This is a genomic window from Vulgatibacter sp., assembly GCF_041687135.1.
Taxonomy (GTDB): domain Bacteria; phylum Myxococcota; class Myxococcia; order Myxococcales; family Vulgatibacteraceae; genus JAWLCN01.
Genome location: NZ_JAWLCN010000006.1, coordinates 124,017 through 148,953 on the forward strand (window position 1 = coordinate 124,017; position 24,937 = coordinate 148,953).

Below are 24,937 nucleotides of genomic sequence, written 5' to 3' on the forward strand. Positions count from 1 at the left end.
GTTCGATTGATGGAGCTCGCCGACCTGCTGCGCGGCAGCGATGCCACGACGGTCGGGACCCTGGCGGCGCAGCTCGAGGTCAGTCCCCGCACCGTGCTGCGGGATCTGGCGACGCTTCGCGAGCGCGGGATGCCGATCTCGGGGGAGGCCGGCCCGGGCGGCGGGATTCGGCTCGAGAGGGAGCGGGGTGTCGCGGCGGTGCATCTCGCGGTCACGGAGGTGGTGGCGCTCTGGCTCGCCGCGCGCCTCTCCCGCGAAGCCAGCGACCTGCCGTGGGGGGAGGCCGCGACCTCCGCCCTCTCCAAGCTGCTCGCGAGCCTTCCGCCAGCGAAAGCGAGCGACATGCGGGTTCTGTGCAGGCGCGTGATCGTCGGCCCCCCCAGCAGCTCGACCATCCGCGCCGGCGCCGGGCTGCCGCCGCCGGAGCTGCTGCGCATCTTCGAAGAGGCATTCTCGGGCGGATTCGGGCTCGCCTTCCACTACCGGGATCGCGAGGGGCGGGAGACCAACCGGAAGATCGAGCCGCACGGACTGCTGGTGAATACGCCGGTCTGGTACGTGCTCGCGCGGGACGTGGAGAAGGGTGAGCCCCGGATGTTCCGGATGGACCGGATCGCCCGGCCACGCGTGGTCCGGCGCATCGAGTTCCGACCCGACTTCGAGCTGATCCGCTCGCAGATCCCGGAAGGGCCCGAGTGGCGGTCGCTGGCAGGTTGAGCGGCGGCCGTTCCAGCGCGGCAATCGTCGACTCCGCCCGAACCGGCGCTCCGACGATCGCCGGCTTCCCCCAACGCGAAACGCCCGCCGGCCACGGAGCCAGCGGGCGATTCCACGTGCTACGAAGTCCGGATCAGGCGTTGCCTTCCGGCTCCAGCCTGGCCGGCGTCTCCTCCGGGCCGGTCTCCGGCAGCGACTCGGTTGTGGCGGCTTCGGGCTGTGCCATCACCGACTCCTCCGCACCGGCGCCGGTCTCCACCGGCATCGGCGTGAGCTCGCCCTCGGCGCCCGGCGTCTCCGGCTCCTCGGTCAGCGCCGAGAAGGGCTTGAAGGTGAGCTTGGCCTCGCCGCCCCGTGGTGCGCCGCCCTCGGCGCGCTTGAGGATCTTCGGTCCGGGCCCGCGGCGCTCGGCGCCGCCCTCGCGCTGCGCGGCTTCGCGCGGGGCGCGCTCCTCGCGGGCCGGGCGCTCGCGGCGCTCCCGCCGCTCGGGGCCCGGGGCGGGAACGTTCTCGCCGGGGACCAGCGCTGCCTCGGCGGCGCTCACCTGCTGCCGCTCGCCGCGCTCGCGCTTCTTCTTCTCGCCCTTGCCGCGGCGCAGCTGCTTCCACGCCGGCCCCTGGCGCCTGCCCTCCTCGGTGGGCATCGCGCCCTTCCAGAGGAGCGACTCGTAGCCCTTGGTCGGCTCCGCCCAGCGCTCGCCCGGCGAACGCGCCATGTGCGAGAGCCAGGAGTTCACCCGGCTGTCGATCTCGTCGAGCTCGTGGACGAGGAAGGCTTCGATCGTCATCGGCAGCTTGGGCGAGCCGTACTCGAGGCGCCCGTGGTGGGCGAGCACGATGTGGGTGAGGTGGAGCTCGAGCTCCCGGGGGAATCCGCCGATGGTCTTCGCCCGCTCGTGGATCCACTGCGCCGTCATCACCAGGTGGCCGACGAGGCGGCCCTCGTCGGTGTAGCCGGTGCCGCCCTTGTCGTAGGAGAGCTCGTTCACCTTGCCGAGATCGTGGAGGAAGGCGCCTGCGACGAGCAGATCGCGATCGACCATCGGGTACTGATCCGCGAGGCGCTGCGCGAGGCGCACGCAGGAGAGCATGTGGTCGGCGAGGCCGCCCGGGTGGGCGTGGTGGATCTCCTTGGCAGCGGGCGCGCGCTTGAGCCGCGGCCCGATCTCCGGATCGTCGATGAAGGAGAGGAGGAGGGCGCGCACGTGGGGATCCCCCACCCGCGCGAGCTCCTGCCGCAGCTGCTGCACGGCGGCCTCACCGACGCCGCCGCGCCGCGGCTCCTCGCGCTGCGGCGCTGCCGGGGCTTCCGGCGCGTTGTAGTCGAACTCGGCCCGGTCCTGCTCGCCGGTCTTCGCGAGACGCTCGACGGTGAGCTGCGGCTTGCCCTGGAAGGATTCGACCTGGCCCTCCGCCTCGACGAAATCGCCCTGCTCGAAGGTGGCGCCCACGGTCTCGGCGTCGTGCCACACCCGCGCGTCGAGGTGGCCGGTCTTGTCCTGGAGCAGGAGCTTCAGGAAGGTCTTCCCGTTGCGCCCGGTCGCCTGCTGCTTCTTCGCCACGAGGAAGACGCTGCTGGCCCGCTGCCCCTCCTCGACGTCCTTGACCCACAGCTTGTCCATGCGTGCTCCGCTCGGCGCGGTCTTGCGCCCTCGTTGCCTGGAACGAACGGCGGAAGCTAGCAGAGCGATCCCCCACCGACAACGCGCGAATCACGGGGCGGCGTCCGGCGGCGGGCACCAGCCGTGGGGCTTGCGGTGCACGGCCGCTGCGACGATGCTGCACGGCCTCTCTCGCCAACCAGCTGCGCTGCGGGTGTCCGCATGGATCGACAGGTCGCTGTCTACATGGGAAGTGGCATGGCCTCGTTCGGCTTTCGCCCGCCGCACTACTTCGGCAGCGCGCGCTTCGCCCATTTCGCCCGCGTCTTCCTCGCCTCACCGTGGGCCGACCGGGTGGACCACCTCGACGCGCCGCCTGCGAGCGACGGGGAACTCACGCTCTTCCACACCGCCGAATACGTGGAGCACGTGCGGCGGGCCTGCGCCGCGGAGAGCGGCCTGCTCGCCCATGCGACGCCGGCGGAGCGGGGACTCGACGGCGCAGCAGCCGGCGTGGTCGGGGCGGTGGTCGACGGGGTGCGGCGCCTCCTCGCGGGGCAGCAGCGCCGGCTCTTCGTGCCCATCGCCGGCTTCCATCACGCGCGTCCCACCGCGGCGGCGAATTACTGCCTCTTCAACGATTGCGCGATCGGGATCCGCTACGGCCTCGCGCAGGGGCTCGAGCGGATCGCCTACGTGGACATCGACGTGCACCACGGCGACGGCGTCTGGTCCGCCTTCGCCGACGACCCGCGGGTGGCGGTCGCCGACATCCACCAGGAGCCGGACAGCTTCTGGTACGGCGCGGAGACGCCGGTGGCACCGGCGAAGGGCAAATACGCGGTGTCACTGCCGCCCGGCAGCGAGGAATCGGCCTTCTGGGCGAAATGGCCCGAGGTGGTGGCCTACCTCGACAACTTCCGGCCGCAGCTGGTGGTGCTGCAGGCGGGCGCCGACTCCCTCGACGGCGATCGCCTCGGCTCGCTGCGCTTCTCGCCGGAGGTGCACGAGGTGGTGACGCGGACGATCTGCTCGATCGCCGAGCGCCACGGCGAGGGGAGGGTGCTCGTCCTCGGCGGCGGCGGCTACCACCTCGACAACCTCGCCGCCGCGTGGACGATGGTGGTGCGGGCGCTGGTGGAGGCGCCCGTCGCCGTACGAAGCCCTGGGCTGCTATAGGGAGAGCCATGAAGACAGGTGGATGTGCCTGCGGCGCGGTGCGCTACACGATCAGCCTCGAGATGACCCCGGTCACGTTCTGCCATTGCTCGAAGTGCCGGCGCTGGCACGGACACGTCGGCGCGTACGCAGCGGTCGACCGGCCCGGTTTCCGGTTCGACGAGCAGCGCGGGCTCAAGTGGTGGGCTCTGTCGCCAACGGTGCGCCGCGGCTTCTGCGGCGAATGCGGATCGAGCCTCCTCTGGGACGAGGAAGGCGTGCCGAAGATCTCGATCTGCGCGGGCAGCCTCGACGCGCCGACCGGGCTGCGGCCGAAGGCGCACATCTACCTGGGGAGCAAGGGCGACTACTACGAAGTGCCAGAGGATGGCCTCATCCGGCGGGAGGAGTTCACCCGGTGAGGCCCTCCCTCAGAAGAGCGCCGCGATCACGATGAAGAGGCAGGCGAGGAGCGCGGTCACGAAGAAGATTTTCTTGAACCGCGCCACGTCGCTCTTCTCCGAGCGCATCATCGAGGCGTACTCCGGGATGTCCCGGAGCTTGCGCCATTTCTCGCTGCCTTCCTTGCGGATCTCGTCGTCGGGCTCGAGGAACTTCTGGCGGAAGAGCCGCACCACCTGCTGTCCATCGGCGGTGAGCTCGTCGCCGCTCCCCGTGCGGATGTGGTACTTCATCGCGCCCCCTCGGACGGTTCAGGCAGCGAGTGCATCACACTCCGCCGCGATCGCTTCGGCAACGCGCAGGCCGTCCACCGCTGCGGAGACGATCCCGCCGGCGTAGCCCACGCCCTCCCCGCAAGGATAGAGCCCCGGCGCCGAAATTGCCTGGTAGTCGTCGCCCCGCACGATCCGCAAGGGGGCGCTCGTCCGCGCCTCGAGGGCGATGAGCGTCGCCTCCTCGGTGACGTAGCCGCGCATCTTCCGGTCGAAGCCCCGGAGCGCCTGCTTGAGGGTGGCGGTGACGTGGGCCGGCAGGAGGAGCGAGAGATCGGCGTGGGTGAGGCCCGGCCGGTAGGTCGTCTTGCCCGGGGCCGTGCCCAGCCTGCCGGCGATGTAATCGGTCACCCGCTGCGCCGGAGCGAAGTAGTTGCCGCCGCCGAGCTCGAAGGCCGCCTTCTCCCACTTGCGCTGGAAGCGCAGGCCGGAGAGGGCGTCGCGGCCGTGGCCGTCCCGCTCGAAGTCGTCGAGGCTCACCGCCACCACGATCCCCGAGTTGGCGAAGTGGGCGTTGCGGCGGCTGTTGCTCATGCCGTTGACGCAGAGCAGCCCCTCCTCGGTGGGCGTGGGCACGACGATGCCGCCGGGGCACATGCAGAAGGAGTAGACGCCGCGGGGCTTGCCCTCGCAGACCGGGTTCTCGGCGAGCTTGTAGTCGGCGGGGGGCAGCTTGGGGTGGCCCGCCGCCTGGCCGTACTGGATCCGGTCGATGAGCTTCTGCGGGTGCTCGGCCCGGAAGCCGATGGCGAAGGGCTTGGCCTCCAGCGCCCAGCCCTGCTCGAAGAAGCGCTCGTAGAGGTCGCGTGCCGAGTTGCCTGGCGCGAGGATCACGCGGTCGGAGAGGAGCTCGGTGCCGTCGGCGAGGAGCACGCCCCTGCAGCGGCCCTTCGGGTCGCGGAGGATGTCGACGGCCTTCGCCCCGAAGCGGACCTCGCAGCCCTGGGACTCGAGCCACTCCCGCAGGCCGGTGACGGCGCCGGGGAGGAGGTCCGAGCCGATGTGCGGCTTGGCGTCGGTGAGGATCTGGTCGGGGGCGCCGAAGCGGGCGAAGACCTCGATCACCTTCCGCACCGAGGGGTGGGTGATCCGCGTGGTCAGCTTGCCGTCCGTATAGGCGCCGGCGCCGCCTTCGCCGAAGTTCATGTTCGACTCGGGATCGAGCTTGCCCTCGCGGCCCATCACCGCCACGTCGCGGCGGCGGGGGCCGATCGGCTTGCCGCGCTCGAGGAGGATCGAGGGGATCCCCCGCTCCATCAGGCCCAGCGCGGCGAAGAGGCCGGCGGGGCCGGTGCCCACGATGATCGGCCGCTCCTGGGGCTTGCGGGTCACCGGGGGCGGCGGGGGATCCGCCGGGGCGGGCTGCACGTCGCCGCCGATGGTGACGCCGGCCGCTTCGGGGACCTCGACGTCCACCACGTGGAGGAAGCGGGGGTGGCCCTTCTTCCGGCAATCGAGGGATTTGCGCACCACGCGGGGTGCGGAGACCTGGTCGACAGGCAGCCCGACGGCGTGGGCCGCACGGGCGAGGAGGAGGGATTCGTCCTCGTCGAGCCAGAGGGAGATGTTGCTGATCCGCAGTCGCATGCCGCCTTCAATTCTCGCGCAGGTTTCGAAATTCGACCTGCATCAACAGCCGGAAGGCGGCGTTTATAACCGCGGCCCGGGGCCCGGCCAAGCGTGGCGGGCCTCCCCGGGCTGCATGTGGACCGCGCAGGATGCTGCGCAGGGTTCGTCAGGCGTCGGCGGCGGGGAGCTCGGCCTTGACCTTGAGGTCGGCGGTGAGGAGCTCGAGGAGCTCGTTCGAGGCAGCGATCACCTGCTGCGGCGTGAAGCCCTCGGCCCGAAGCTCCTTGTAGAAGGCCTGCGCCAGCATCCGGGCGCTCCGTGCGTCCGCCGCTGCGTTCATCGCGAGCAGGCCCTGCGCCTTCAGTTCGAGCATCTTCTCGGGAACCATGGCTGCTTCTCCTTCTCGCGTCGCGGGGAGTCCATCGGGTTGGTTCGACGCGGAGCGCATGCGAGTAAGCAACCCCCACGCCAACGGCGAGCGCTCACTTGTGTGTAGCGAGAGAAATCAGGGGCTTGTCAACCTGCCGCACCCGGGATGGGGGGCCAGGTGCGTCACTCCTTACGCACCGGATCGGGTGCGTGCAAGGCCGGGTGCGTATCTCGCTACCCACCGGCCCGTCGCCTGCAGGACGGATGGGCGATGGAGGGGTTTTCCGCTTGATCGACCGGGGCTGCGCACCTATGTACGCGCCTCTCGCAGGACACGCTGCACGAGAGCGCCGCGCTGGTGCGACGCATTCAGACAAAGAGAGGCGAGCGATGAAGTTTGCCATCAACGGCTTCGGGCGAATCGGCCGCTGCGTCTTCCGCGCCGCGGTGGAGCGCAACGACAAGGACATCGAGATCGTCGCCATCAACGACCTCGACTCGCCCGCGACCCTCGCGCACCTGCTCAAGTACGACTCCGTCCACGGCACCTTCTCCGGCACCGTGGAGGCCCGTGAGTCGTCGATCGTGGTGAACGGGCGCGAGATCCCGATCACGGCGATCAAGGAGCCCGAGAAGCTTCCCTGGAAGCAGCTCGGCGTCGAGACCGTGTTCGAGTGCACCGGCCGCTTCACCGACCGCGACAAGGCCGCCAAGCATCTCGAGGCCGGCGCGCGCAGGGTCCTCATCTCTGCCCCCGCCAAGAACCCGGACATCACGATCTGCTACGGGATCAACCACGACCAGTACGATCCCTCGAAGCATCAGATCTTCTCGAACGCCTCCTGCACCACCAACTGCCTCGCGCCGGTGGTCAAGGTCCTCCTCGAGAGCTTCGGGATCGAGCGCGGTCTGATGACCACGGTCCACAGCTACACCAACGACCAGAACATCCTCGACCTGCCGCACAAGGATCTGCGCCGCGCCCGCGCTGCTGCGATGTCGATGATCCCGACGACCACGGGGGCCGCCAAGGCCGTGGGCGAGGTGATCCCGGCGGTGAAGGGCAAGCTCACCGGCATGGCCGTGCGCGTCCCCACCCCGAACGTCTCGATGGTCGACTTCACCGCGGTGCTGACGAAGAAGGCCTCCGCCGACGAGGTGAACGCCGCCCTCCGCAGCGCCGCCGAGGGCGCGCTCGCCGGCGTGCTCAACTACTCGGAGGAGCCGCTCGTCTCCATCGACTACAACCACTCGCCCTGGTCCTCGACCGTCGACGGCCTCTCCACCATGGTCATCGACGACATGGTCAAGGTCCTCGCCTGGTACGACAACGAGTGGGGCTTCTCGAGCCGCATGGTCGACATGGCGAAGATGATCGCAGCCCGGGGCTGATCGATCCCTCCGCCATGTACGGGCCTCTCGTCCCCCGGTCGGACGGGGGGCCCGTTTCGTTTGCAGGCTTCGACCGGGCACGCGTCCGCGCTCCTCTGCGCGGCGGGAGGGATCCGATGGCGATTCGTACGCTCGACCAGCTCCAGCTCCAGGGAAAGCGGGTCTTCATCCGCGTCGACTTCAACGTGCCGCTCGACGGCAACAAGGTCGCGGACGACACCCGCATCCGGGCAGCGCTTCCCACCATCCAGCACGCCCTCGAGCAGGGCGCGAAGGTGATCCTCGCCTCGCACCTGGGGCGGCCGAAGGGAAAGCCGGACCCGAAATATTCGATGCTCCCGGTGGGCGAGAAGCTCCGCGAGCACCTGAGGAACGTCGACATCGTCGTCGCCGACGATTGCGTGGGTGAGGGCGTCGCCAAGGTGGTGAAGGAGCTGCAGGACGGCCAGATCCTCCTGCTCGAGAACCTCCGCTACCACGCAGAGGAGGAGGGCAACGACGAGGAGTTCGCGCGGCAGCTCGCCTCCATCGCCGACGTCTGGGTGAACGACGCCTTCGGTGCGGCGCACCGTGCGCATGCCTCCACCGCGGGCATGGCGAAGTTCGTGAAGGAGAAGGCAGCGGGCTTTCTGATGAAGAAGGAGCTCGAGTACCTGGGCCAGGTCCTCGGCAAGCCGCAGCGCCCCTTCATCGCCATCCTCGGCGGCGCCAAGGTCTCGGACAAGATCAAGGTGATCGACAGCCTGATGAGCCGCTGCGACGCGATCCTGATCGGCGGCGCGATGGCCTATACCTTCCTCAAGGCCCAGGAGATCCCCACGGGCAAGAGCCTCGTCGAGGAGGAGAAGCTCGACCTGGCGGCGAAGCTCCTCGAGACCGCCGAGCGGAAGGGCGTGAAGTTCCTCCTGCCCATCGACCACATCTGCGGCCGCGAGGTGAAGGCGGGCACGGAGCGGATCGAGGTGAAGGAGCGCACCATCCCCGACGACCTCATCGCCCTCGACATCGGGCCGAAGACCCAGTCGCTCTACAAGGAGCAGATCCGCTTCGCCAAGACCGTGTTCTGGAACGGGCCGATGGGGCTCTTCGAGATCCCTGAGTTCTCGGACGGCACCTTCGCCATCGCAAAGGCGCTGGCCCAGAACGAGGTGATCTCGATCGTGGGCGGCGGCGACTCCGCAGCCGCGGTGGAGAAGGCCAACCTGGCCGAGAAGATGAGCCACGTGTCGACCGGCGGCGGCGCCTCCCTCGAGTTCATCGAGGGCAAGGAGCTTCCCGGCGTCAAGGCGCTGGAGGGTTGATCGATGGCCACTACGCGCAAGCCGTTCGTCGCCGGCAACTGGAAGATGCACAAGACCGTCGCCGAGGGCGTGGCCCTGGCGAAGGAGCTCCGTGAGCTCATCGGCGGCATGGATGGGGTGCGGGTCGCCCTGGCGCCGCCCTTCACCGCGATCCATGCGGTGGCGCAGCTGCTCACCGGCAGCAGGATCGAGGTCGCCGGCCAGAACGTGCACTGGGAAGCGCAGGGCGCCTTCACCGGTGAGGTCTCCTGCGGGATGCTCCGCGAGGCGGGCGCCACCTGCGTGATCGTGGGCCACTCGGAGCGCCGGCAGTTCTTCGGCGAGACCGACGAGACGGTGAACCAGCGCACGAAGGCCGCGCTCGCAGCGGGGCTCACCCCGATCGTCTGCGTGGGCGAGACCCTCGAGGAGCGCGAGGGGAACCGCACCCTCGACGTGGTGGGGACGCAGGTCCGCGGCGGCCTCGCGGGCCTCTCTCCGGATCAGCTCGCCGAGGTGGTGGTCGCCTACGAGCCGGTGTGGGCCATCGGCACCGGCAAGACCGCCACCTCCGCCCAGGCGCAGGAGGTCCACGCGGCGATCCGCGGGATGCTCCGCGCCCTCGGCGGGGACGTGGCCGACCGCATGCCGATCCAGTACGGCGGCTCGGTGAAGCCCGAGAACGCGGCGGAGCTGCTCGGTCAGCCGGACGTGGACGGCGCCCTCGTCGGCGGCGCCTCGCTGCAGGCGGAGTCCTTCGCCGCCATCGTCGAGGCGGCGGCGCGCTGACGGACCGGTCGAAGCGGAAGGAAGGGCGGCGTTCCTCGCGGGGCGCCGCCCTTTTGCGTGCATTTCGACCCGTTAGGAAAGTCTTAGGGCCCGCGTAGCGAACATGTAGCAACGAACATTCTGCCGCCCACGCATTCTCCACTCGTGCCGCCGACGAGGCGCACGGGGGATGGAACGTGACGCTGAACGCAGGATGGGGACGCTGGGTTCTCGCCGTGCTGGTGCTCGCCACCTGGGCAGGCGCCCTGGCGAGCACGCCGCAGGGACCGGGTGGGGCGGTGGCGCCGCTGCCGCAGCGGCTGACGGAGACCGGCCTCTACGCAGCGGAGGGGGAGGGCGCCATCCACCCCGACGCGCTCGCCTACGCGCCGCAATACCCGTTGTGGACCGACGGCGCCGAGAAGCGCCGTTGGTTGCGGCTGCCGCCGGGCACTGCCGTCGACGCATCCGATCCCGAGGCGTGGCGCTTCCCGACCGGCGCCCGGTTCTGGAAGGAATTCGCCTGGGCCGGCAGGCCGCTCGAGACACGGTACATGGAGCTGCTGGCCGACGGGAGCTGGCGCTACGCAACCTACGTCTGGCGCGCCGACGGCAGCGACGCGGATCTGGCGCCCGACTCCGGGCTCCGGCCGCCGCATCCCGCTGCAGCCGGCAAGGCCTGGGAGGTCCCCGGCGTCGCCGACTGCCGCGCCTGCCACCAGGGCACCCCCGGCGAAATCCTGGGCTTCGATCTCCTGCAGCTCTCGCCCGACCGCGATCCGCTGGCTCCGCATGCCGACGAGACCTCGCCTGCGGATCTGCGCACCCTGGCAGCAGCTGGGCTGCTCCGCGGGCTGCCGCAGTCCCTTCTCGATCGGCCGCCGCGGATCGAGGCGCCCAGCCCCGAGGCCCGTGCGGCCCTGGGCTACCTGCAGGGCAATTGCGCCTCCTGCCACAACCAGGCGGGGCCATTGGCTTCGCTTGGACTCGATCTCGCCGTCCGCGGCGGAATCTCCGGCGCGGGCGCGAGCGCCGCCGGTGTGCCCAGCCGCTTCGTCCTTCCAGGGCTCTCGCCAGCGGAGAGCTTCCGGATCGATCCCGGCGATCCGGCGCGCAGCGCCGTCGCCGTCCGCATCGCCTCGCGAGACCCGACGACACAGATGCCGCCCCTCGGTACCGCGCTGGCGGACGAGGAGGCCGCGCAGCTGATCCGGCGCTGGATCGAATCCGGCGCCCGCTCCCACGCAAACGAAAGGAAGAAGAGATGAAGACGATCGCTACGACGCTCCTCGCCACCTGCCTGGTGGTCACCGCCCTCTACGCCTCCGCGGCGAAGACCACCCCGCAGCCTGCAGCGACGAAGAAGGACGCGGAGGCCCTGGTGGAGCGCGGGGCCTACCTGGTCAATGCGATGGCCTGCGACGATTGCCACACGCCGCTGAAGATGGGGGAAGACGGCAGCATCGCGCCGGACATGAGCCGCCGGCTCTCCGGCCACCCGGAGGGCATGCAGCTGCCGCCGCCGCCGAAGCCGGTGGGGCCGTGGCTGACCTCGGTCGCCGCCACCAACACCGCGTGGGCGGGCCCCTGGGGGATCAGCTACACGGCCAACCTCACCTCCGACCCGGAGACGGGGCTCGGCAGCTGGACGAAGGAGAATTTCGTGCGGACGGTGCGGACCGGCAGGCACCTCGGCCAGGGCCGGCCCATCCTCCCGCCGATGCCCATCTTCGCTTTCCGCGACCTCACCGATCGGGACGTCGAGGCGATCTTCGCCTTCCTGCAGACCGTTCCCGCCATCAAGAACCGCGTTCCCACGCCGACGCCTCCCGCGGCGAAGTGAGCGCCCCCAGGATCCGGGCGCCCGGAATGGCGCCCGGATTCCGATCCGCGCCGGCACCGGCGCATGCGAGTGAAATATGCGTTTCGATCCCTACAGCCGGGTGCACAAGGGCCTGCGCACCCTGCTCTTCGACACCGCCGCGCTGGTGGCGCGGACCGATTTCTCCGGTGGAGAGACCCACTTCGGCGCCAGCGATCCCGTCGGCTGCACGCTGGATGCGGTGCGGGTGCTGCTCGGCTTCCTCCGCGAGCACGGCGAGCACGAGGACCGGGTGGTGATGCCGGAGCTGCGGCGACTGGGCCCCGAGGTGTGCAGCAGGCTGGCGGAGGAGCATGCCGCGCTCGAGGAGCTGCACCACCTCATCGAGGTGCTCGTCGCGCGCATCGACGCCGGCGGCGCCGAGCGCGCGGCGCTGGGCCGGGAGCTCGACGCCGCGCTCACCCGCCTGGTCGTACGCCACCTCGAGCACATGGAGCGCGAGGAGGCCGAGGGCAACTCGGTGCTCTGGGCCGCCCTGGACGACGGCGAGCTGGAGGTTCTGCTCGGGCGGATCCTCGCCACCATCGGACCGGAGCGGATGCAGCAATGGCGCACGCTGATCGCGCCCACCCTCGCTGCCCGGGAGCGGCAAGCCCTCGCCCGCTGATGGACGGGCCCTCCGCCGCAGCGGATGGAATGTGCGGGCGCGCCGGTTCTCCGAGTGGTCTCGCGGGGGCGGGATCGCTTTGCAGGATCAGGGAGCGCTGGACGTCGCGAAGGCGGCGGCCGTAGTATCCGCGCATCTCCGACCGGGGGACGGGCGGTGATCTCTTCCGAGCTGGTTCCATTCTTCGAAAGCGGCGTTTCCATCGGCGTAGCCACCCGAGACGCGGACGGCATGCCCGACGTGGTCCGCGGGCTGGGCGCCTACGTACACGCCGATCGCCTGCACCTGACGCTCTTCGTCCCAGCGGCGGTCGCCGAGACGACGCTGTCGAATCTTCTGCGCAACGACCGGGTGGCCGCCACCTTCTCGCGGCCGACGGACCACCGCACGCTGCAGATCAAAGGACGACGGGTGGCGCTGCGGCAGGTGGAGGGCGCGGAGCAGGAGCGGATCGAGGCCTATCTGCCCAGGCTGGCGGAAGCGCTCTGCCTGCTGGGCATGCCGCCGCGGATCACGCGGCGCCTGGCCCACGGGCCCGCCTGGGCGATCGACGTCCTGGTCGAGTCCCTCTTCGATGCCACGCCCGGTCCCGGGGCCGGCACGGCGCTGGTGCGGCGATGAACGTGCGGCTCGAGAGCCTGGCTCGCTGCTTCCGCGGCGTGCTCCCCAGCAAGCTGGCGACCTGCTCCGCGGACGGCGAGCCCAACGTGGCCTTCGTGAGCCAGATCGACTACGTCGACAGCGGCCACGTGGCGGTCTCCTGCCAGTTCTTCAACAAGACCCGGCGCAATCTGGGCGAGTCGCCGCTCGCCACCGCGCAGGTCTACGACCCGCTGACCTTCGAAGCCTACAAGCTGCGCCTGCGCTACCTCCGCTCCGAGACGGAGGGGCCGCTCTTCGACACGATGTCGCTGCGCATCGACGCCATCGCCTCGCAGACCGGGATGGCCGGCGTCTTCCGGCTCCTCTCCGCCGATGTCTTCGAGGTGCTCTCGATCGAGCGGGTGGAGGGATTCCTCGACGAGGCGCCGCAGCAGGAGCGCCTCGATCCCTCCTTCGAGCGGGCGGGACCCCTCACCGAGCTCCGGGGCCTGCAGGCGATCTCGGCGCGGATCAACCAGGCCGTGCATCTCGAGGAGCTTCTCACCGGCGTGCTCCGCGCCTTCGACGAGATCTTCCGCTTCCCGCACGGCATGGTGCTCCTGCCCGACGAGACGGGCGAGCGCCTGGTGGCGCTGGCGAGCCACGGCTACGGCGGATCGGGCATCGGCGCCGAGGTGCGGGTGGGGGAGGGGCTGATCGGCACGGTCGCGCAGCAGCGCCGTCTCCTGCGGGTCTCGAGCGTCGACGGCGAGCTTCGTTACGGCAGGGCCATCCGCGGCAGGGTCGAGGAGGCGGGCGGCAAGGCGCTCGCCCCGGAGATCCCGCTTCCCGGCCTGCCCGACGCCCAGAGCCACATGGCGATCCCGCTGCTGCTCCAGGACCGGCTGGTCGGCGTGCTCGCGGTGGAGAGCCGGGATCCGCTCTGCTTCGCCGAGTGGCACGAGGCCTTCCTCGAGATCATCGCCAACCAGATCGCGATGGGCATCGACGCCATGCTCGACGACGGGGAGGCCGAAGCGCCGGCAGCCGGGCGCGCGCCAGGGGCGATGGTGGCGCAGGATGCGCCCCAGCGGCGGCAATTCTGCTTCTACAAGAACGACGACTGCGTCTTCGCCGACGGCGAGTACTTGATCCGCAACGTTCCCGGGAAGATCCTCTGGAAGCTGCTCAACGCCTTCCAGCAGGAGGGGCGCAACGACTTCTCCAACCGGGAGCTGCGGCTCGACCCGTCGCTGGGGCTGCCGCCGATCAAGGACAACCTGGAGAGCCGCCTGATCCTGCTGCGCAAGCGGCTGGAACAGAAATGCCCGGACGTGCGGCTGGTGCCGACGGGCCGGGGCAGGTTCCGCCTGGAGCTCGACTGCAACGTCGAGCTCCAGGAGCGCGAATCCGCGTAGGCCGCGGTCGCTCCGAAGGAGGCGTGGGGGTGGGTTCACACCCACGTTGACCTTTTGCCGGCGGCCGTGGCACCTCTTTGCCGTGTTCGCCTTCCCGCAGCTGCGCGACCGTCTGGGCGCCCGCATTCCCGAGCTCCGCGCGCTGCTGCGCTGGCCGATCTTCGTCCTCTACGTGCAGCGGGTGCGGGCGTCGGTCATCGCCATGTGCGCCCACCTGGCGTTCATGACGCTGCTCCTCGAGCCGCTGCTCGCGTGGCTCATTCCGCCGCCCGCGCAGCCGAGCGGCCTGCTCGCCATCTTCAGCGGGCCGAAGAAGCCGGCCCCGCACGAAGAGGTCCTGGTCTGGCTCGATCCGCTCCTCTGGGTCTTGAGCTGGGCGGCGTTCTGCATCTTCCTCGAGCGCTCGATCAAGCCGGCGCTGGCGCGGGCCCGGGAGCGGAGCCGCGAGCTGCAGGCGCAGGCCGAGAAGAAGATCGAGCGGGGGGAGCTGGTGGCCGGCGTGACCATGCTTGCGGAGGCAGCAGCGGTCATGCCCGAGAAGCGGGAGCAGGAGCGGATCGAGGCCACGCTCGCGCAGGTGCGCTCGACGTGGATGGCGGCGAAGGCCACCGGGCTCGCGACCGCTGTCGGTCCCGGCACCGTGGGTGAACCGACGACGTCGGCGGCCACCGCCGTGCAGGTCGGGGCCACCGCGGTGCAGCCCGCTGCCGCAGCCGCTCCTGCGGAGAAGCAGCGCCCTTCGATGGCAGGCGGGCGCCTCACCGTCGATCGGCAGCTGGGCGCAGGCGCCATGGGGCGTGTCTTCGCCGCAACCGACCAGCTCCTCGGCCGCCGCCTCGCGGTGAAGGAGCTCGCCGACGGCGTCGCCACCGATCCCACCTACCGCGAGCGCTTCCTGCGCGAGGCGCGGGTGCTGGCGCGCCTCTCCCACGCCAACATCGTGCAGGTCTTCGATCTCCTCGACGAGGGGAGCCGCTTCTACCTCTGCATGGAGTTGGTGGAGGGCGACTCCCTCGAGACGCTGCTCCTCGAGCGCGGCAGGCTGGCGGTCGCCGAGGCCGCCGCGATCGGCCAGCAGATCGCCGCTGCCCTCGCCTACGCCCACGGGAAGGGCGTGATCCACCGGGACTTGAAACCCGCCAACGTGCTGGTCGCTGCCGGTGGGTTGGTCAAGGTGGTGGACTTCGGTGTGGCACGCCTCGTCGATTCGCGGATGACCCGGACCGGCATGGTGATCGGCACGCCGGTCTACATGGCCCCCGAGCAGATCCAGGGCGGCGTCGCCGACGAGCGGGCCGACCTCTACGCCCTGGGCGTCCTGCTCTACGAGCTCGCCTCGGGGCAGCCGCCCTTCGACGGCAACTTCGCCGCGCTCCTCACCAGGCACCTCACCGAGGTGCCGAAGCGGCTCGTCCTCGAACCCGCCGACGCTGCTGGCGAGGCCTATGCGGATCTCGTCGCCGCGCTGCTGGCGAAGGATCCTGCCGAGCGCCCCGCCTCCGCACAGGAGGTGGTCGGGAAGCTCGCCCCCCTCGCCGCTGCGGCGGCCGCTTAGATCGGGTGGCCCCCGGTCGGCTCCTCCTCCCAGCCGGCGAGGGAATCGCGCTGCGCCGGGGGCTCCGCCTCCACCGCGCCGACCTGGCGCAGGAAGTGGATCGTGTCCCAGCTCTGCCACTGCTCGATCACCCGGCCGTCGCGGAAGCGGAAGATGACGATGCCGTGGATGGTGCCCTCCCTGCCGGTGGGCTGGATGCCGAGGAGCGGGCCCCGCATCCGCGCCCGCATCGAGTAGCGGACCACTACGTCCTCGCCCCCGTCGATGAACCTGTCGGGACGCAGGTCGAGGATTTCGATCGAGCGCAGGAAGCGTCGCCGCCGTCGATCGTACTCGGTCTTGTCGAGCGCGCCTTCGATCGGATCGTGGATGACGGCGTCGTCGGCGTAGTCCTGCTCGTACGCGCGCCGCGACTGGTGCACCCAGGCCTCGTCGAAGATCTGCCGGGCCAGCTCCACGTTGTCGGCCATGGCTCCCCCCGCTGCGCGGCGAATGGCGCCGCATCGTTTCAGCAGAGGTAGCGACGCCGCCGCCCGCCGCCCGGCGCTGTCACGCCACCCCGGGGGCCCCCGGATCGCCGCGGGCCCCCATCCGCGCACCGGGCCTACCGGCCGATGGGCGCGAGGTCGAGGTACCGGCGCTCGAAGGCGCTCGCCCAGGAGGCGAGGGGGGGCTCCTCCTTCGCGAGGCGCACCAGCGCCTCGAGGGTGGCGGCGCGCAGCAGCTCGTCCGGGCGCTCGTGCCACTGGCGCAGGCCCGCAACCGCCGTTGCGGCGCCGGTATCGTCGGCGGTGCCGAGCACGGCCACGTGGCCGAGATCGAAGCGCTCGTCGGCGCGGACCGCCACGGCGAGGAGGGCATTGCGCCAGAGCTGGTTGGTGGCACGCCGGACGAGGTGCGCCGCGGCGCCGGGCCGGAAGCCCGAGACCGGCGTCGCCGTCCAGCTCTCGTAGGCATCGCTCTCGTACTCGGTCTGGCTGAAGGGCTCGGTGTATTTGGTCTCGACGCCGACGAAGCCGCGCCTGCCGTCTTCGGTGCGGTAGGCCACGAAGGCGTCGAAGGCGGTGCGATCGAGGAGCGGGTGCTCCGCCGGCGCCCACTCGACCTCGATGGCCTCGATGGTGTGGATGGGGAGATCGAAGAGCGTGGCGAGGACCCGGGCCGCCGTCTCCGGCTCCGCCCGCAGCAGGCCGAAGACGTTGAAGCAGAGGGGCATGCTCGAGAGCAGGTTCCGCTCGAGACGGTTCGGGTCGAGGGTGCCGCCGCCGCCGAGGACTTCCTGCGCCCGGGAGGCGGCGTAGGCAGCGATCCGTGGGTCGAGGAAGTTCAGCGCGCGATTGCCCTCGGGAAGAAGGTTCGCCCGGGGGATCTCCCCGTCGAGACCGGGCTCGAGCCCGAGCACCGTCTCGCGCCACCAGGACTGGAGCGCGCGGTATCTCGCGCGCCGTGCGTCGTCGCTAGCCACCAGGAGTCGCGGATCGTTCCAGCGCAGCTGCATCGTTCGTCCCCTCGTTACTCGGAGTGTCGCGGCAGCGTACCGCGACTGGATGTGCCCCCGGGGGCGAATCGTCAGGGGGCGCGGAGCTGCTTCTTCAGCACCTTGCCCATGGCGTTGCGGGGGAGCTCGGCGACGAGGTGCACGGCGCGCGGTCGCTTGTGGGGGGCGAGGAGCCGGGCGACGTGCTCGATCAGCGCGTTCTCGTCGGCGCAGGCACCGTCGCTGGGTACGACGAAGGCGACGATCCGCTCCCCGAGATCCTCGTCGGGGGCGCCGACCACCGCGGCCTCGCGCACGGCGGGGTGCTCGAGGAGCGCCGCCTCGATCTCGCCGGCGCCGACCTTGTAGCCGCCCGTCTTGATCAAATCGGTGGCGCGCCGGCCCACGATCCGCAGGTAGCCGTCCGCGGATCGGGTGGCGAGATCGCCGGTGTAGAACCAGCCGTCGCCGTCGATCACCTCGGCGGTTGCCTCCGGACGGTTGAGGTAGCCGGCGAAGACGTTGGGCCCCCGCACCGCGATCTCGCCGATCGCGCCCTCGTCGCCAGCGGCGATCGGCCGCCGGTGATCGTCGACGAGGCGGATCTCGACGCCCTCCACCGGCGGACCGACCGTGCCGGCGCGGCGCTCGCCGTCGTGGCGGATCGCGCAGTCGATCAAGGTCTCGGTGAGGCCGTAGCGCTCCACCACCCGCTGGCCGAGGAGCGCGGCGAGGCGCTCGTGCTCGCGGACGGGGAGCGCGGCGGAGCCGGAGACCAGGAGGCGGGCGCCGGCGATCCCCGCGCGGTCGTCGGGATGGGCCTCGAGGTGCTCGGCGATGCGGTGGTACATGGTCGGCACCGCGAAGAGCATGCTGGCGTCGCCTTCGAAGGCGGCGCAGATCGCCTCCGGCGAGAACTTCGGCAGGAGTACCAGCGTGGAGCCGGCCCGCAGCGATCCGAAGAGGCCGAGCACCAGACCGTGGACGTGGAAGAGGGGCAGGGCATGGACGAGCACGTCCGCATCGGTCCAGCCCCAGGCCGTGGCCAGCCCGTCGAGATTCGCCGCGGCGTTGCGGTGGGTGAGGATCGCGCCCTTGGGCGCCCCGGTGGTGCCGGAGGTGTAGAGCACGAGGAGGGGCGCGTCGGAAGCCACCTCCGGCAGCGCGCGGTAGCCCGCGCCGTCGAGCTCGATCGCGTCGACGAAGGGCGTGCGCGCTTCGAAGGCGCCCGGGCTCGCGGCGAAGATCCGCTGCGGCGCCGCGTCGCGCAGCACGTGCTCGAGCTCCCGCTCGCCCAGGGCCGGGTTGAGGGGCACGGTGACGAGTCCCGCCCGGGCGTTGCCGACCAGCGCCACCACCGTGGCCAGGTGCGGCACTGCCCAGACGGCGACGCGGTCGCCGGGCCGCAGGCCCGAGGCGAGAAGCCTGGCGGCATGGGAATCGGCACCGTGGGCGAGGGCTGCAAAGGAGAGCGAGTCGTCGCCGATTCGGACGGCGATCTTCTCGCCCCGAGACGCGAGGCCGGGAAGGAGGGGGTGGCTCATGGCGCGGCAGCGTAGCCGCTGGGCGCGCGGCGTGCAGCAACCGCCTCGTGTGTCGGCCGCCGCTCCGGGAGCGGACGGCATGACCCAGCGAAAGAAGAGGCCCACCGCGGCGAGCGCGGTGGGCCGGAGCCCCTGCCCACCGGCAGGAGCCGGCGGGCAGAGCGTGGACCGACGTCAGCCGGCTGCGGGCTCGAGCGGCCGGAAGAGCGGAACCGGCTCCGCCTCGGTGGCGCCCTGGCGCTTTCCGGCGCCGAGCGGCACGTAGGCGCCCACGGCGTCGTCCCACTCCCGGAGCTCCGCGTGGCCCACGTCGTAGAACCAGGCGTGGAGCCGGACCTCGCCTGCCTCGACCTTGCGCCGCAGCACCGCGTAGGCAGCGGCGTTCTCGAGCTGGAGCCGCGCGTTCAGCTGGGCCGCCTCCTCGGCGGTGGCGTCGGGCGGCAGCCTGGCGAGGAGCCCGTGTGCCTGCTCGAGCCAGCGCTCGACCGAGGGCATCGCGCCCTTCTCCGGCGGCCGGAGCACGGCGTTCATCGCGCCGCAGGCCGAGTGGCCGCAGACCACCACGTCGGTGACGCCGAGCACGGCGATGGCGTACTCGATCGCGCTGCCGACGGTGCCGGACGCATCGGAGTCGGGGTGCGGCACCAGGTTGCCCACGTTGCGGACGATGAAGAGCTCGCCCGGATCGCTGGAGGTGATCAGGTTCGGATCGATGCGGCTGTCGGCGCAGGTGATGAGCAGCGTGTGCGGGCTCTGGCCGCTTGCCAGCTGGTCGAAGAGCGGTCCGTAGCGGACGCGCTCGTCGCGCTTGAAGCGCTCCACGCCGTGGAGCAGGCGGTCCCGGGGGCCGACGCCGGTCTTGGCGAGGAGCCTGGCCACGTCCCCTTCGCTGGCGGAGAAGAGCTTCGCGACCTTCTCGCCGTGCTCCTGCTTGCGGAGTACCAGCTGCAGCGCCGGATGGAGGCCGTGCAGGGCGATCCGATCCTTGCGCCCGAGGACGTCCTCGACGATGCCGATCAGGATCTCGCCGGCGGTGCTGTCGATGGCGGTGACCTTCGCCATGTCGAGGACCACGCCCTGGCCAGGCTCCGCCTGGCCGATCTCGTTGCGGAGCTTCTCGAGGCGCGCCGCCGCGAGGAAGGTGAGCGGACCGGAGACGAGGAAGCGGTGCGGCCCCGTCGACTCGATGGCGAGGCGGTCGTGGTGCGCGCGGCCGAGCCGGATCGCGGCGATGGCGAGGGCGGCGAGCACGCCGGCCTGGACGCCGACGATGAGGTCGGTGGCCACGATCACCACGAAGGTGACGGCGTAGACCACCGCCTCCGAGCGGGAGCTCTTCCACAGGGCGATGAGCTCGCGGGGGTGGAGCATGCGCATCGCGGTGGCGAGGAGCACGCCGGCGAGGGCGGCGATGGGGATCCGGGCCATCACCGGCGCGAAGAGGTAGACGGCGCCGATGAGGACGAAGGCGTGGATGATCGCCGAGCGCCTGGTGCGGGCGCCCGACTGGACGTTCAGGGCCGAGCGGGCGATCACGCCGGTGACCGGGATGCCGCCGAAGAGCGCCACCGCCGCGTTGCCGATGCCCTGGCCCACCAGCTCCTGGTCGGGGTCGTGGCGCTCGCCGTTGCGGGCGAGCTTGTCCACGGCGCCGCTGGAGAGGAGCGTCTCGAGGGAGGCGAGGAGGTAGACCACCAGCGCCGTGCCGAGCAGGGGCAGGAGGTTGCCCTCCGGCAGCGCCGGCAGGGAGGGCATCGGCAGCGAGGCGGGCAGGGCGCCGATCAGCTCGACGTCGAGGCCGAGCGCCACCGCTGCCACCGAGGGAACCACCACCGCGACCAGCGGGGCGGGGAGCTTCGGGGCGATCTTCGGCAGGCCGAGGGCGATCGCCACCGTGGCCACGGTGAGGACCAGGGCGCCGGGGTGCGCCTGGCCGATCATCGCGCCGAGGTGGGTGAAGACGTCGATGACGTGGCTCTGCGCCGGGGGCGGCAGGCCGAAGGCCCGGGGCAGCTGGCCCACGAGGATGATGGCGCCGATGCCCGCGGTGAAGCCGGCGATCACGGGGACCGGGACGAAGCGGATCAGCTTGCCCAGCCCGAGGACGCCGGTGAGGAGCTGCAGGGCACCGGTCACCAGGCCGATGACGAGCAGCCCCCCGAGGCCGTGGTTCTCCACCGCCGAGGCGATCAGCACCGCCATCGCCGCAGCGGGGCCGCTCACGGCGAGCGGCGTGCCGTTGAAGAGGGCGCAGGCGATACCCGCGACGATCGCGGTGACGAGGCCCACCTCCGGCGCGACGCCGGAGGCCAGGGCGATTGCCAGGGAGAGGGGGATGGCGACGCACGCCACCGTGAGGCCGGAGACGACGTCCTCGCGGAGGTAGCGCGGGGAGAGCATGGCCTTCCACTGGGGAAGGAGCTGGGAGAAGCCGAGGTCGAGACGCAATCCTGCCGTGCGCGGCTTCTGCCGCGTGGTTGCCGAAATCTGGTTCATCTGTCCGTTTGACTCGCTCGTTGGCTCGCGGGCCTGGCCGGCGCGGGCACATACCGGTGCCGGCGCGGGTGGACCGCGGACGAAAATCCGCTGACGAGCCGAGCGGCGCGCACACGTCTGCCCGGTACTCCCCGCGCTCGTTGCCGCAGGAGCGGAAACGACGACGAGGGGACTGCCACGGCCCAACCGCTTCGAAGCGGAGGGCGTAGCCCGGGTGTACGCGTGGCGTCACCGCACGGCGCTGCTTGCACGAGCGCCCGGCATCCGTGGATGCGAGGCGTTCGACGCTGCTTTCAGGCGGCGAGCGATTGTTCTTGGGTGTCGTCGGGACCGACGTGCCTGCGGAGCAGGAGACGGCGCCTGCGCTGCGGGGTCCGCTTTACCGGCGGCGCCTGCCGCTCACGCCTGCGCGCGGGGCTGGACCTGCCGGTGCGCCGGCGCCGGGGAGGCTGCCGGGACCCTACCTGGGCCGAACGCCGCACGCCCACGTGGTGCATCCGGACCTTCTCCTCCTCCTCGAAGACACCGCCCACCGGCGCGGGGCCGGACGGATCGATGGGCACCAGGCGCATCGACGGGGGAGCGCCGAAGGCCATCGCCAGGGTGAGGAGGAAGCTGATCCAGAGAGGGGCGTTCATGACGTTGCGGTGCGTAAGGATGCGGGCCCGTAACACGGGTTGCGAAGAGAAATTTCCTTTTTTGGGATCCGGTTCGGGGAGGGCGCGCCAACGGAAACGTTGGTTGCGATGCGAAAGGGCAGCGTGCTACGTTGCGCCGCTTTCCGGGGGGCTCTCCCGGCTGACTTCCTTACCCGAGAATCGGCCCATGGAACTCGCGATCTCCATCCTGCACGTGCTCGTCTGCATCTTCCTCGTCCTGACCATCCTGCTGCAGGCGGGCAAGGGCGCGAGCGTCGGCGCCGCCTTCGGCGGTGCCGGCAGCCAGACCGTCTTCGGCGGCCGCGGCGCGCAGACCTTCCTCAGCAAATTGACCACCGCCGCAGCGGCGATCTTCTTCATCACCTCGCTGGCGCTCTCCTACGCCTCGACTGCCGGCGGTACCGGCTCGCTCCTCGAGGGCGAGACCGCGGCGCCCGCAGCCGCGCCGGCCCCGACCACCGGCGAGGCCAAGCCCGAGACCCCGCCCACCACCAGGGCCCCTGCCGACGCAGGTGGCGCGCAGCCCGAGGCGGTCGAGCCCGCCCCCGAGGCGGCAGAGCCTGCGCCCGCAGCGGAGTAGGCCTCTCCCGGTGGGAGATGAAAACGGGGTCCACGCTACGGCGTGCGACCCCGTTTTCGTTTTTCCGGGGGCGGGAGGAACTCCAGGCCGGCGGCACCGGCGCCCGTCGGAGAATGGCCCTGCGCCGGCGGAAGAGGGCCGATCGCACGCTGGTTCAAAAAAACGAGCGACGACGAAAAAAGAAGTTGCACGCCCCCGGGGGCGTTGGTAAACACCCGCTCACTTCGGCGGCGACGCCGGAAGCAAAAAGCCAAGTGAATATGCCCAGGTGGTGGAATTGGTAGACACACCATCTTGAGGGGGTGGCGCCGCAAGGCGTGCGAGTTCGAGTCTCGCCCTGGGCACCAAAGAGAGGGGAATCCGAGTCATCGGGTTCCCCTTTCGCTTGTGCTCCGATCGCTTCCTCCCCGCGGGACCGGATCCATCCGGGGCGTCCCCTCCCCGCCGCAGCTGCGATGCGCAACCTCCCTGCCGGAGGTCTCCCATGCACGCGGATTGGCCGGCGCTGCCCTACGACAGCTGGAAGGACACCCTCGCCACGCTCCATCGATGGACGCAGGTCGCGGGCAAGGTCCAGCTCGCCTTGACGCCCCTCGTGAACCATTTCTGGAACGCGGGGATGCGCGTGGGCGTCCGTGGCCTCACCAGCGGCCCGATCTGCGTGCAGGGGGTCGTCTACGAGCTCGCCTTCGATTTCCTGCGCGACCGCTTCGTGATCCGGAGCAGCGAGGGCCGGGAGGAGTCGCTGCCCCTGGAGCCCCGCACCGTCGCCGATTTCTACGAGAAGGCCCTGCAGATGCTCGCGTCGTTCGGCATCGAGCCTGCGATCAGCGACAAGCCCTGCGAGATCGCCACCGAAGCGATCCCCTTCCGCCAGGACACGCTCCATTTCGCCTACGACCCGGAGGCGGCGCGGACCTGGTGGCGGATCCTGCGGCAGACCGTCTCCGTCTTCGAGATCTTCCGGTCCCGCTACGTCGGCAAATCGAGCCCGGTGCTCTTCTGGTGGGGGAGCTTCGATCTGGCGGTGACGCGCTTCTCCGGCAACCGGGCGCCGGTACGGCCGGACGCGGGGCCGATCACCCGCGAAGCCCACTCCCACGAGCAGAGCAGTGCCGGGATCTGGCCCGGCACGCCGGAGCTCGGCGGCCCGGCCTATTTCGCCTACACCGCGCCGGCGCCCCGGGGGCTCTCCGTGCAGCGGATCGAGCCGGAGGAAGCCTGGTACGACCACGGCTTCGGCGAGTTCCTCCTGCGCTACGAGGACGTGCGGCGGGCGGACGATCCGGTGGCGACACTCCTCGGCTTCCTGCAGAGCAGCTACGAGGCGGGGGCGCGGCTCGCGGGCTGGGAGCGCACCCTGCTGGAGCGGCAGCGCCCTGCGGGCCAGGACTTCGCCGGGGCGCCGCCGGAGAGCGCGCTCCACCCCTCGCCCTGACCGCGGGGCAGTGTCCGCTGCGGCACCAGGCAGGCCCGCGCGGCACCGTCGCCGCCGAAGAAAGGAGAGCCAGGAAGGCCGGGCGGCGGTAGTTTCGGTGCCGGGGGCGGATGGCCCGCCCGGGAGGTGCGCACATGATCCAGTCGTCGCAGCCCAGCCCGCTGGCGCCAAGGCGCCTCGAGGTCTTCGACACGGTCCTGCGGGAGATCGTCTGGGAGACCCACGACACGGTGACGCTGGTGCTCGATCCGGGCGAGCACCACCGCAACTACACCGCGGGGCAATTCGTCTCGATCGACCCGGGACAGTTCCGGGAGCTCAAGCAGCAGATCGCCTATTTCGAGAAGGCGAAGGGCAAGCGCGAGCCGGTCCGCGCCTATTCGATGGCCTCCACACCGGACGAGCCCCACCTCGCGATCACGGTGAAGGAGGAGGAGTTCCTCGAGGACTCCACCGAATTCCCGCCGCTCCTCTCGCCCCTGCTGGTCCACGGCCTCGAGGTGGGCCGGAAGATCACGGTGAAGGGCTACAGCGGCTTCTACCACCTGCCGCCGGACGTGATGGAGCAGACGGGCCACGTGGTCCACGTCACCGCGGGCTCCGGCGTGGTACCCAATTTCGCGATGGTGAAATGGGCGCTCCGGCACCTGCCCGATCTGCGGCACACCTTCGTCTACTCGAACAAGACCTGGGCCGACACCATCTTCGCCAGGCAGCTCACCGAGATGGAGCAGGGGAGCGGCGGCAGGCTCCGCGTGCTCCACTGCCTCACCCGCGAGCCGAGCGTCCCTGCGGAGAGTCCCTGCGCGCGGCTCGGCCGGATCAACACCGAGCTCCTCGCCGACGCGATCCCCGATCCGGAGAGCTGCCTCGTCTTCGCCTGCGGCCCGGCGATCACCCGCTGGGACAAGAAGGCGGCCCGGGCGAGGGGGGAGGAGCCGAAGCCCCGCTTCCTCGAGACGGTGAAGGAGCTCCTCGCCGAGCGGGGCGTGCCCCGGCAGCGGCTCCATACCGAGGCCTACGGCTGATCGGTTGCCCGGTACCGGGCCGCTCCCCATCTCTACCGGCAGGCGAACGCCTCCTCGTCCCACCGACGGGGAGGCGTCTTCGTA

General features: G+C 71.0%; 24 protein-coding genes and 1 tRNA gene. 16 read left to right on the plus strand and 9 right to left on the minus strand.

The window, feature by feature from the left end; genetic code table 11:
* Window positions 1-9 precede the first annotated feature (9 nt).
* Entirely contained in the window at window positions 10-717 is a 708-nt protein-coding gene (locus ACESMR_RS15425; RefSeq protein WP_373047990.1) for a helix-turn-helix transcriptional regulator, read from the plus strand.
* 133 nt (window positions 718-850) lie between these two features.
* Here ACESMR_RS15425 and ACESMR_RS15430 read toward each other — a convergent pair whose 3' ends face one another.
* Window positions 851-2,338, minus strand: coding sequence for a 3'-5' exoribonuclease YhaM family protein (locus ACESMR_RS15430; protein WP_373047991.1), 1,488 nt, complete (start codon window positions 2,336-2,338; stop codon window positions 851-853).
* Between the two features lie 201 nt (window positions 2,339-2,539).
* Between ACESMR_RS15430 and ACESMR_RS15435 the strand changes: the two genes are divergently transcribed.
* Entirely contained in the window at window positions 2,540-3,496 is a 957-nt protein-coding gene (locus ACESMR_RS15435; RefSeq protein ID WP_373047992.1) for a hypothetical protein, read from the plus strand.
* Window positions 3,497-3,504: 8 nt separating this feature from the next.
* Entirely contained in the window at window positions 3,505-3,897 is a 393-nt protein-coding gene (locus ACESMR_RS15440) for a GFA family protein (protein WP_373047993.1), read from the plus strand.
* A 9-nt stretch (window positions 3,898-3,906) separates the two neighbouring features.
* On the opposite strand, the gene ACESMR_RS15445 is transcribed toward ACESMR_RS15440, so the two are convergent.
* From ACESMR_RS15445 to ACESMR_RS15455, 3 genes are all read right to left on the minus strand, one after another.
* Window positions 3,907-4,170 (minus strand): hypothetical protein, encoded by a 264-nt coding sequence (locus ACESMR_RS15445; protein WP_373047994.1) that lies wholly within the window; start codon window positions 4,168-4,170, stop codon window positions 3,907-3,909.
* A gap of 18 nt (window positions 4,171-4,188) precedes the next feature.
* On the minus strand, window positions 4,189-5,796 hold the full coding sequence (locus ACESMR_RS15450) for an NAD(P)/FAD-dependent oxidoreductase (protein WP_373047995.1): 1,608 nt from the start codon (window positions 5,794-5,796) through the stop codon (window positions 4,189-4,191).
* 148 nt (window positions 5,797-5,944) lie between these two features.
* A complete protein-coding gene (locus ACESMR_RS15455) occupies window positions 5,945-6,166 on the minus strand; it encodes a hypothetical protein (RefSeq protein WP_373047996.1) in 222 nt (73 codons plus the stop codon).
* 371 nt (window positions 6,167-6,537) lie between these two features.
* Between ACESMR_RS15455 and gap the strand changes: the two genes are divergently transcribed.
* The 9 genes from gap (at window position 6,538) to ACESMR_RS15500 (ending at window position 15,631) form a co-directional block, all read left to right on the plus strand.
* Entirely contained in the window at window positions 6,538-7,539 is a 1,002-nt protein-coding gene (gene gap / locus ACESMR_RS15460) for a type I glyceraldehyde-3-phosphate dehydrogenase (RefSeq protein WP_373047997.1), read from the plus strand.
* Window positions 7,540-7,655: 116 nt separating this feature from the next.
* The gene (locus tag ACESMR_RS15465; protein WP_373047998.1) at window positions 7,656-8,840 is read left to right on the plus strand and encodes a phosphoglycerate kinase; all 1,185 of its coding nucleotides are present in this window, start codon (window positions 7,656-7,658) and stop codon (window positions 8,838-8,840) included.
* Window positions 8,841-8,843: 3 nt separating this feature from the next.
* On the plus strand, window positions 8,844-9,608 hold the full coding sequence (gene tpiA / locus ACESMR_RS15470; protein ID WP_373047999.1) for a triose-phosphate isomerase: 765 nt from the start codon (window positions 8,844-8,846) through the stop codon (window positions 9,606-9,608).
* 176 nt (window positions 9,609-9,784) lie between these two features.
* Window positions 9,785-10,855, plus strand: coding sequence for a hypothetical protein (locus tag ACESMR_RS15475; RefSeq protein WP_373048000.1), 1,071 nt, complete (start codon window positions 9,785-9,787; stop codon window positions 10,853-10,855).
* A complete protein-coding gene (locus ACESMR_RS15480) occupies window positions 10,852-11,430 on the plus strand; it encodes a diheme cytochrome c-553 (protein ID WP_373048001.1) in 579 nt (192 codons plus the stop codon). Before ACESMR_RS15475 ends, ACESMR_RS15480 begins: the two co-directional genes overlap by 4 nt.
* Before the next feature lie 76 nt (window positions 11,431-11,506).
* Window positions 11,507-12,076, plus strand: a complete 570-nt coding sequence (locus ACESMR_RS15485) for a hemerythrin domain-containing protein (protein WP_373048002.1) — start codon at window positions 11,507-11,509, stop codon at window positions 12,074-12,076.
* A 156-nt stretch (window positions 12,077-12,232) separates the two neighbouring features.
* A complete protein-coding gene (locus tag ACESMR_RS15490) occupies window positions 12,233-12,697 on the plus strand; it encodes a pyridoxamine 5'-phosphate oxidase family protein (RefSeq protein ID WP_373048003.1) in 465 nt (154 codons plus the stop codon).
* Complete coding sequence (locus tag ACESMR_RS15495) at window positions 12,694-14,076, plus strand: GAF domain-containing protein (protein WP_373048004.1); 1,383 nt, start codon at window positions 12,694-12,696, stop codon at window positions 14,074-14,076. The genes ACESMR_RS15490 and ACESMR_RS15495 overlap by 4 nt, the downstream gene beginning before the upstream one ends.
* Before the next feature lie 82 nt (window positions 14,077-14,158).
* Window positions 14,159-15,631, plus strand: coding sequence for a serine/threonine-protein kinase (locus ACESMR_RS15500; RefSeq protein ID WP_373048005.1), 1,473 nt, complete (start codon window positions 14,159-14,161; stop codon window positions 15,629-15,631).
* Here the strand turns inward: ACESMR_RS15500 and ACESMR_RS15505 are convergent.
* The 5 genes from ACESMR_RS15505 to ACESMR_RS15525 all read right to left on the minus strand — a co-directional run bounded on the left by ACESMR_RS15505 (window position 15,628) and on the right by ACESMR_RS15525 (window position 21,786).
* Window positions 15,628-16,101 (minus strand): ester cyclase, encoded by a 474-nt coding sequence (locus ACESMR_RS15505; RefSeq protein ID WP_373048006.1) that lies wholly within the window; start codon window positions 16,099-16,101, stop codon window positions 15,628-15,630. The genes ACESMR_RS15500 and ACESMR_RS15505 overlap by 4 nt on opposite strands.
* 134 nt (window positions 16,102-16,235) lie before the next feature.
* On the minus strand, window positions 16,236-17,129 hold the full coding sequence (locus ACESMR_RS15510; RefSeq protein WP_373048007.1) for a PGN_0703 family putative restriction endonuclease: 894 nt from the start codon (window positions 17,127-17,129) through the stop codon (window positions 16,236-16,238).
* Between the two features lie 71 nt (window positions 17,130-17,200).
* Window positions 17,201-18,652 carry an AMP-binding protein gene (locus tag ACESMR_RS15515; protein ID WP_373048008.1) on the minus strand — a complete coding sequence of 484 codons (1,452 nt, stop codon included), beginning with the start codon at window positions 18,650-18,652 and terminating at the stop codon, window positions 17,201-17,203.
* 174 nt (window positions 18,653-18,826) lie between these two features.
* Window positions 18,827-21,148, minus strand: coding sequence for a SulP family inorganic anion transporter (locus tag ACESMR_RS15520; protein WP_373048009.1), 2,322 nt, complete (start codon window positions 21,146-21,148; stop codon window positions 18,827-18,829).
* A gap of 293 nt (window positions 21,149-21,441) precedes the next feature.
* Window positions 21,442-21,786, minus strand: a complete 345-nt coding sequence (locus ACESMR_RS15525) for a hypothetical protein (RefSeq protein WP_373048010.1) — start codon at window positions 21,784-21,786, stop codon at window positions 21,442-21,444.
* A gap of 187 nt (window positions 21,787-21,973) precedes the next feature.
* Between ACESMR_RS15525 and secG the strand changes: the two genes are divergently transcribed.
* The 4 genes from secG to ACESMR_RS15545 all read left to right on the plus strand — a co-directional run bounded on the left by secG (window position 21,974) and on the right by ACESMR_RS15545 (window position 24,853).
* Complete coding sequence (gene secG, locus ACESMR_RS15530) at window positions 21,974-22,387, plus strand: preprotein translocase subunit SecG (protein WP_373048011.1); 414 nt, start codon at window positions 21,974-21,976, stop codon at window positions 22,385-22,387.
* A gap of 262 nt (window positions 22,388-22,649) precedes the next feature.
* Window positions 22,650-22,734 (plus strand) — tRNA-Leu (locus ACESMR_RS15535).
* 137 nt (window positions 22,735-22,871) lie between these two features.
* Entirely contained in the window at window positions 22,872-23,825 is a 954-nt protein-coding gene (locus tag ACESMR_RS15540) for a DUF5996 family protein (protein ID WP_373048012.1), read from the plus strand.
* 134 nt (window positions 23,826-23,959) lie between these two features.
* A complete protein-coding gene (locus ACESMR_RS15545) occupies window positions 23,960-24,853 on the plus strand; it encodes an oxidoreductase (RefSeq protein ID WP_373048013.1) in 894 nt (297 codons plus the stop codon).
* The last annotated feature ends 84 nt before the right edge of the window (window positions 24,854-24,937 follow it).

Coding starts and splice junctions, on each gene's coding strand:
- ACESMR_RS15465 (WP_373047998.1), top strand. CDS start 7,656: ATGGCGATTCGTACGCTCGACCAGCTCCAGCTCCAGGGAAAGCGGGTC.
- ACESMR_RS15545 (WP_373048013.1), top strand. CDS start 23,960: ATGATCCAGTCGTCGCAGCCCAGCCCGCTGGCGCCAAGGCGCCTCGAG.
- ACESMR_RS15435 (WP_373047992.1), top strand. CDS start 2,540: ATGGATCGACAGGTCGCTGTCTACATGGGAAGTGGCATGGCCTCGTTC.
- gap (WP_373047997.1), top strand. CDS start 6,538: ATGAAGTTTGCCATCAACGGCTTCGGGCGAATCGGCCGCTGCGTCTTC.
- ACESMR_RS15480 (WP_373048001.1), top strand. CDS start 10,852: ATGAAGACGATCGCTACGACGCTCCTCGCCACCTGCCTGGTGGTCACC.
- ACESMR_RS15445 (WP_373047994.1), bottom strand. CDS start 4,170: ATGAAGTACCACATCCGCACGGGGAGCGGCGACGAGCTCACCGCCGAT.
- ACESMR_RS15495 (WP_373048004.1), top strand. CDS start 12,694: ATGAACGTGCGGCTCGAGAGCCTGGCTCGCTGCTTCCGCGGCGTGCTC.
- ACESMR_RS15510 (WP_373048007.1), bottom strand. CDS start 17,129: ATGCAGCTGCGCTGGAACGATCCGCGACTCCTGGTGGCTAGCGACGAC.
- ACESMR_RS15515 (WP_373048008.1), bottom strand. CDS start 18,652: ATGAGCCACCCCCTCCTTCCCGGCCTCGCGTCTCGGGGCGAGAAGATC.
- ACESMR_RS15520 (WP_373048009.1), bottom strand. CDS start 21,148: ATGAACCAGATTTCGGCAACCACGCGGCAGAAGCCGCGCACGGCAGGA.
- ACESMR_RS15440 (WP_373047993.1), top strand. CDS start 3,505: ATGAAGACAGGTGGATGTGCCTGCGGCGCGGTGCGCTACACGATCAGC.
- ACESMR_RS15425 (WP_373047990.1), top strand. CDS start 10: ATGGAGCTCGCCGACCTGCTGCGCGGCAGCGATGCCACGACGGTCGGG.
- ACESMR_RS15430 (WP_373047991.1), bottom strand. CDS start 2,338: ATGGACAAGCTGTGGGTCAAGGACGTCGAGGAGGGGCAGCGGGCCAGC.
- ACESMR_RS15505 (WP_373048006.1), bottom strand. CDS start 16,101: ATGGCCGACAACGTGGAGCTGGCCCGGCAGATCTTCGACGAGGCCTGG.
- ACESMR_RS15525 (WP_373048010.1), bottom strand. CDS start 21,786: ATGAACGCCCCTCTCTGGATCAGCTTCCTCCTCACCCTGGCGATGGCC.
- ACESMR_RS15450 (WP_373047995.1), bottom strand. CDS start 5,796: ATGCGACTGCGGATCAGCAACATCTCCCTCTGGCTCGACGAGGACGAA.
- tpiA (WP_373047999.1), top strand. CDS start 8,844: ATGGCCACTACGCGCAAGCCGTTCGTCGCCGGCAACTGGAAGATGCAC.
- secG (WP_373048011.1), top strand. CDS start 21,974: ATGGAACTCGCGATCTCCATCCTGCACGTGCTCGTCTGCATCTTCCTC.
- ACESMR_RS15455 (WP_373047996.1), bottom strand. CDS start 6,166: ATGGTTCCCGAGAAGATGCTCGAACTGAAGGCGCAGGGCCTGCTCGCG.
- ACESMR_RS15540 (WP_373048012.1), top strand. CDS start 22,872: ATGCACGCGGATTGGCCGGCGCTGCCCTACGACAGCTGGAAGGACACC.
- ACESMR_RS15485 (WP_373048002.1), top strand. CDS start 11,507: ATGCGTTTCGATCCCTACAGCCGGGTGCACAAGGGCCTGCGCACCCTG.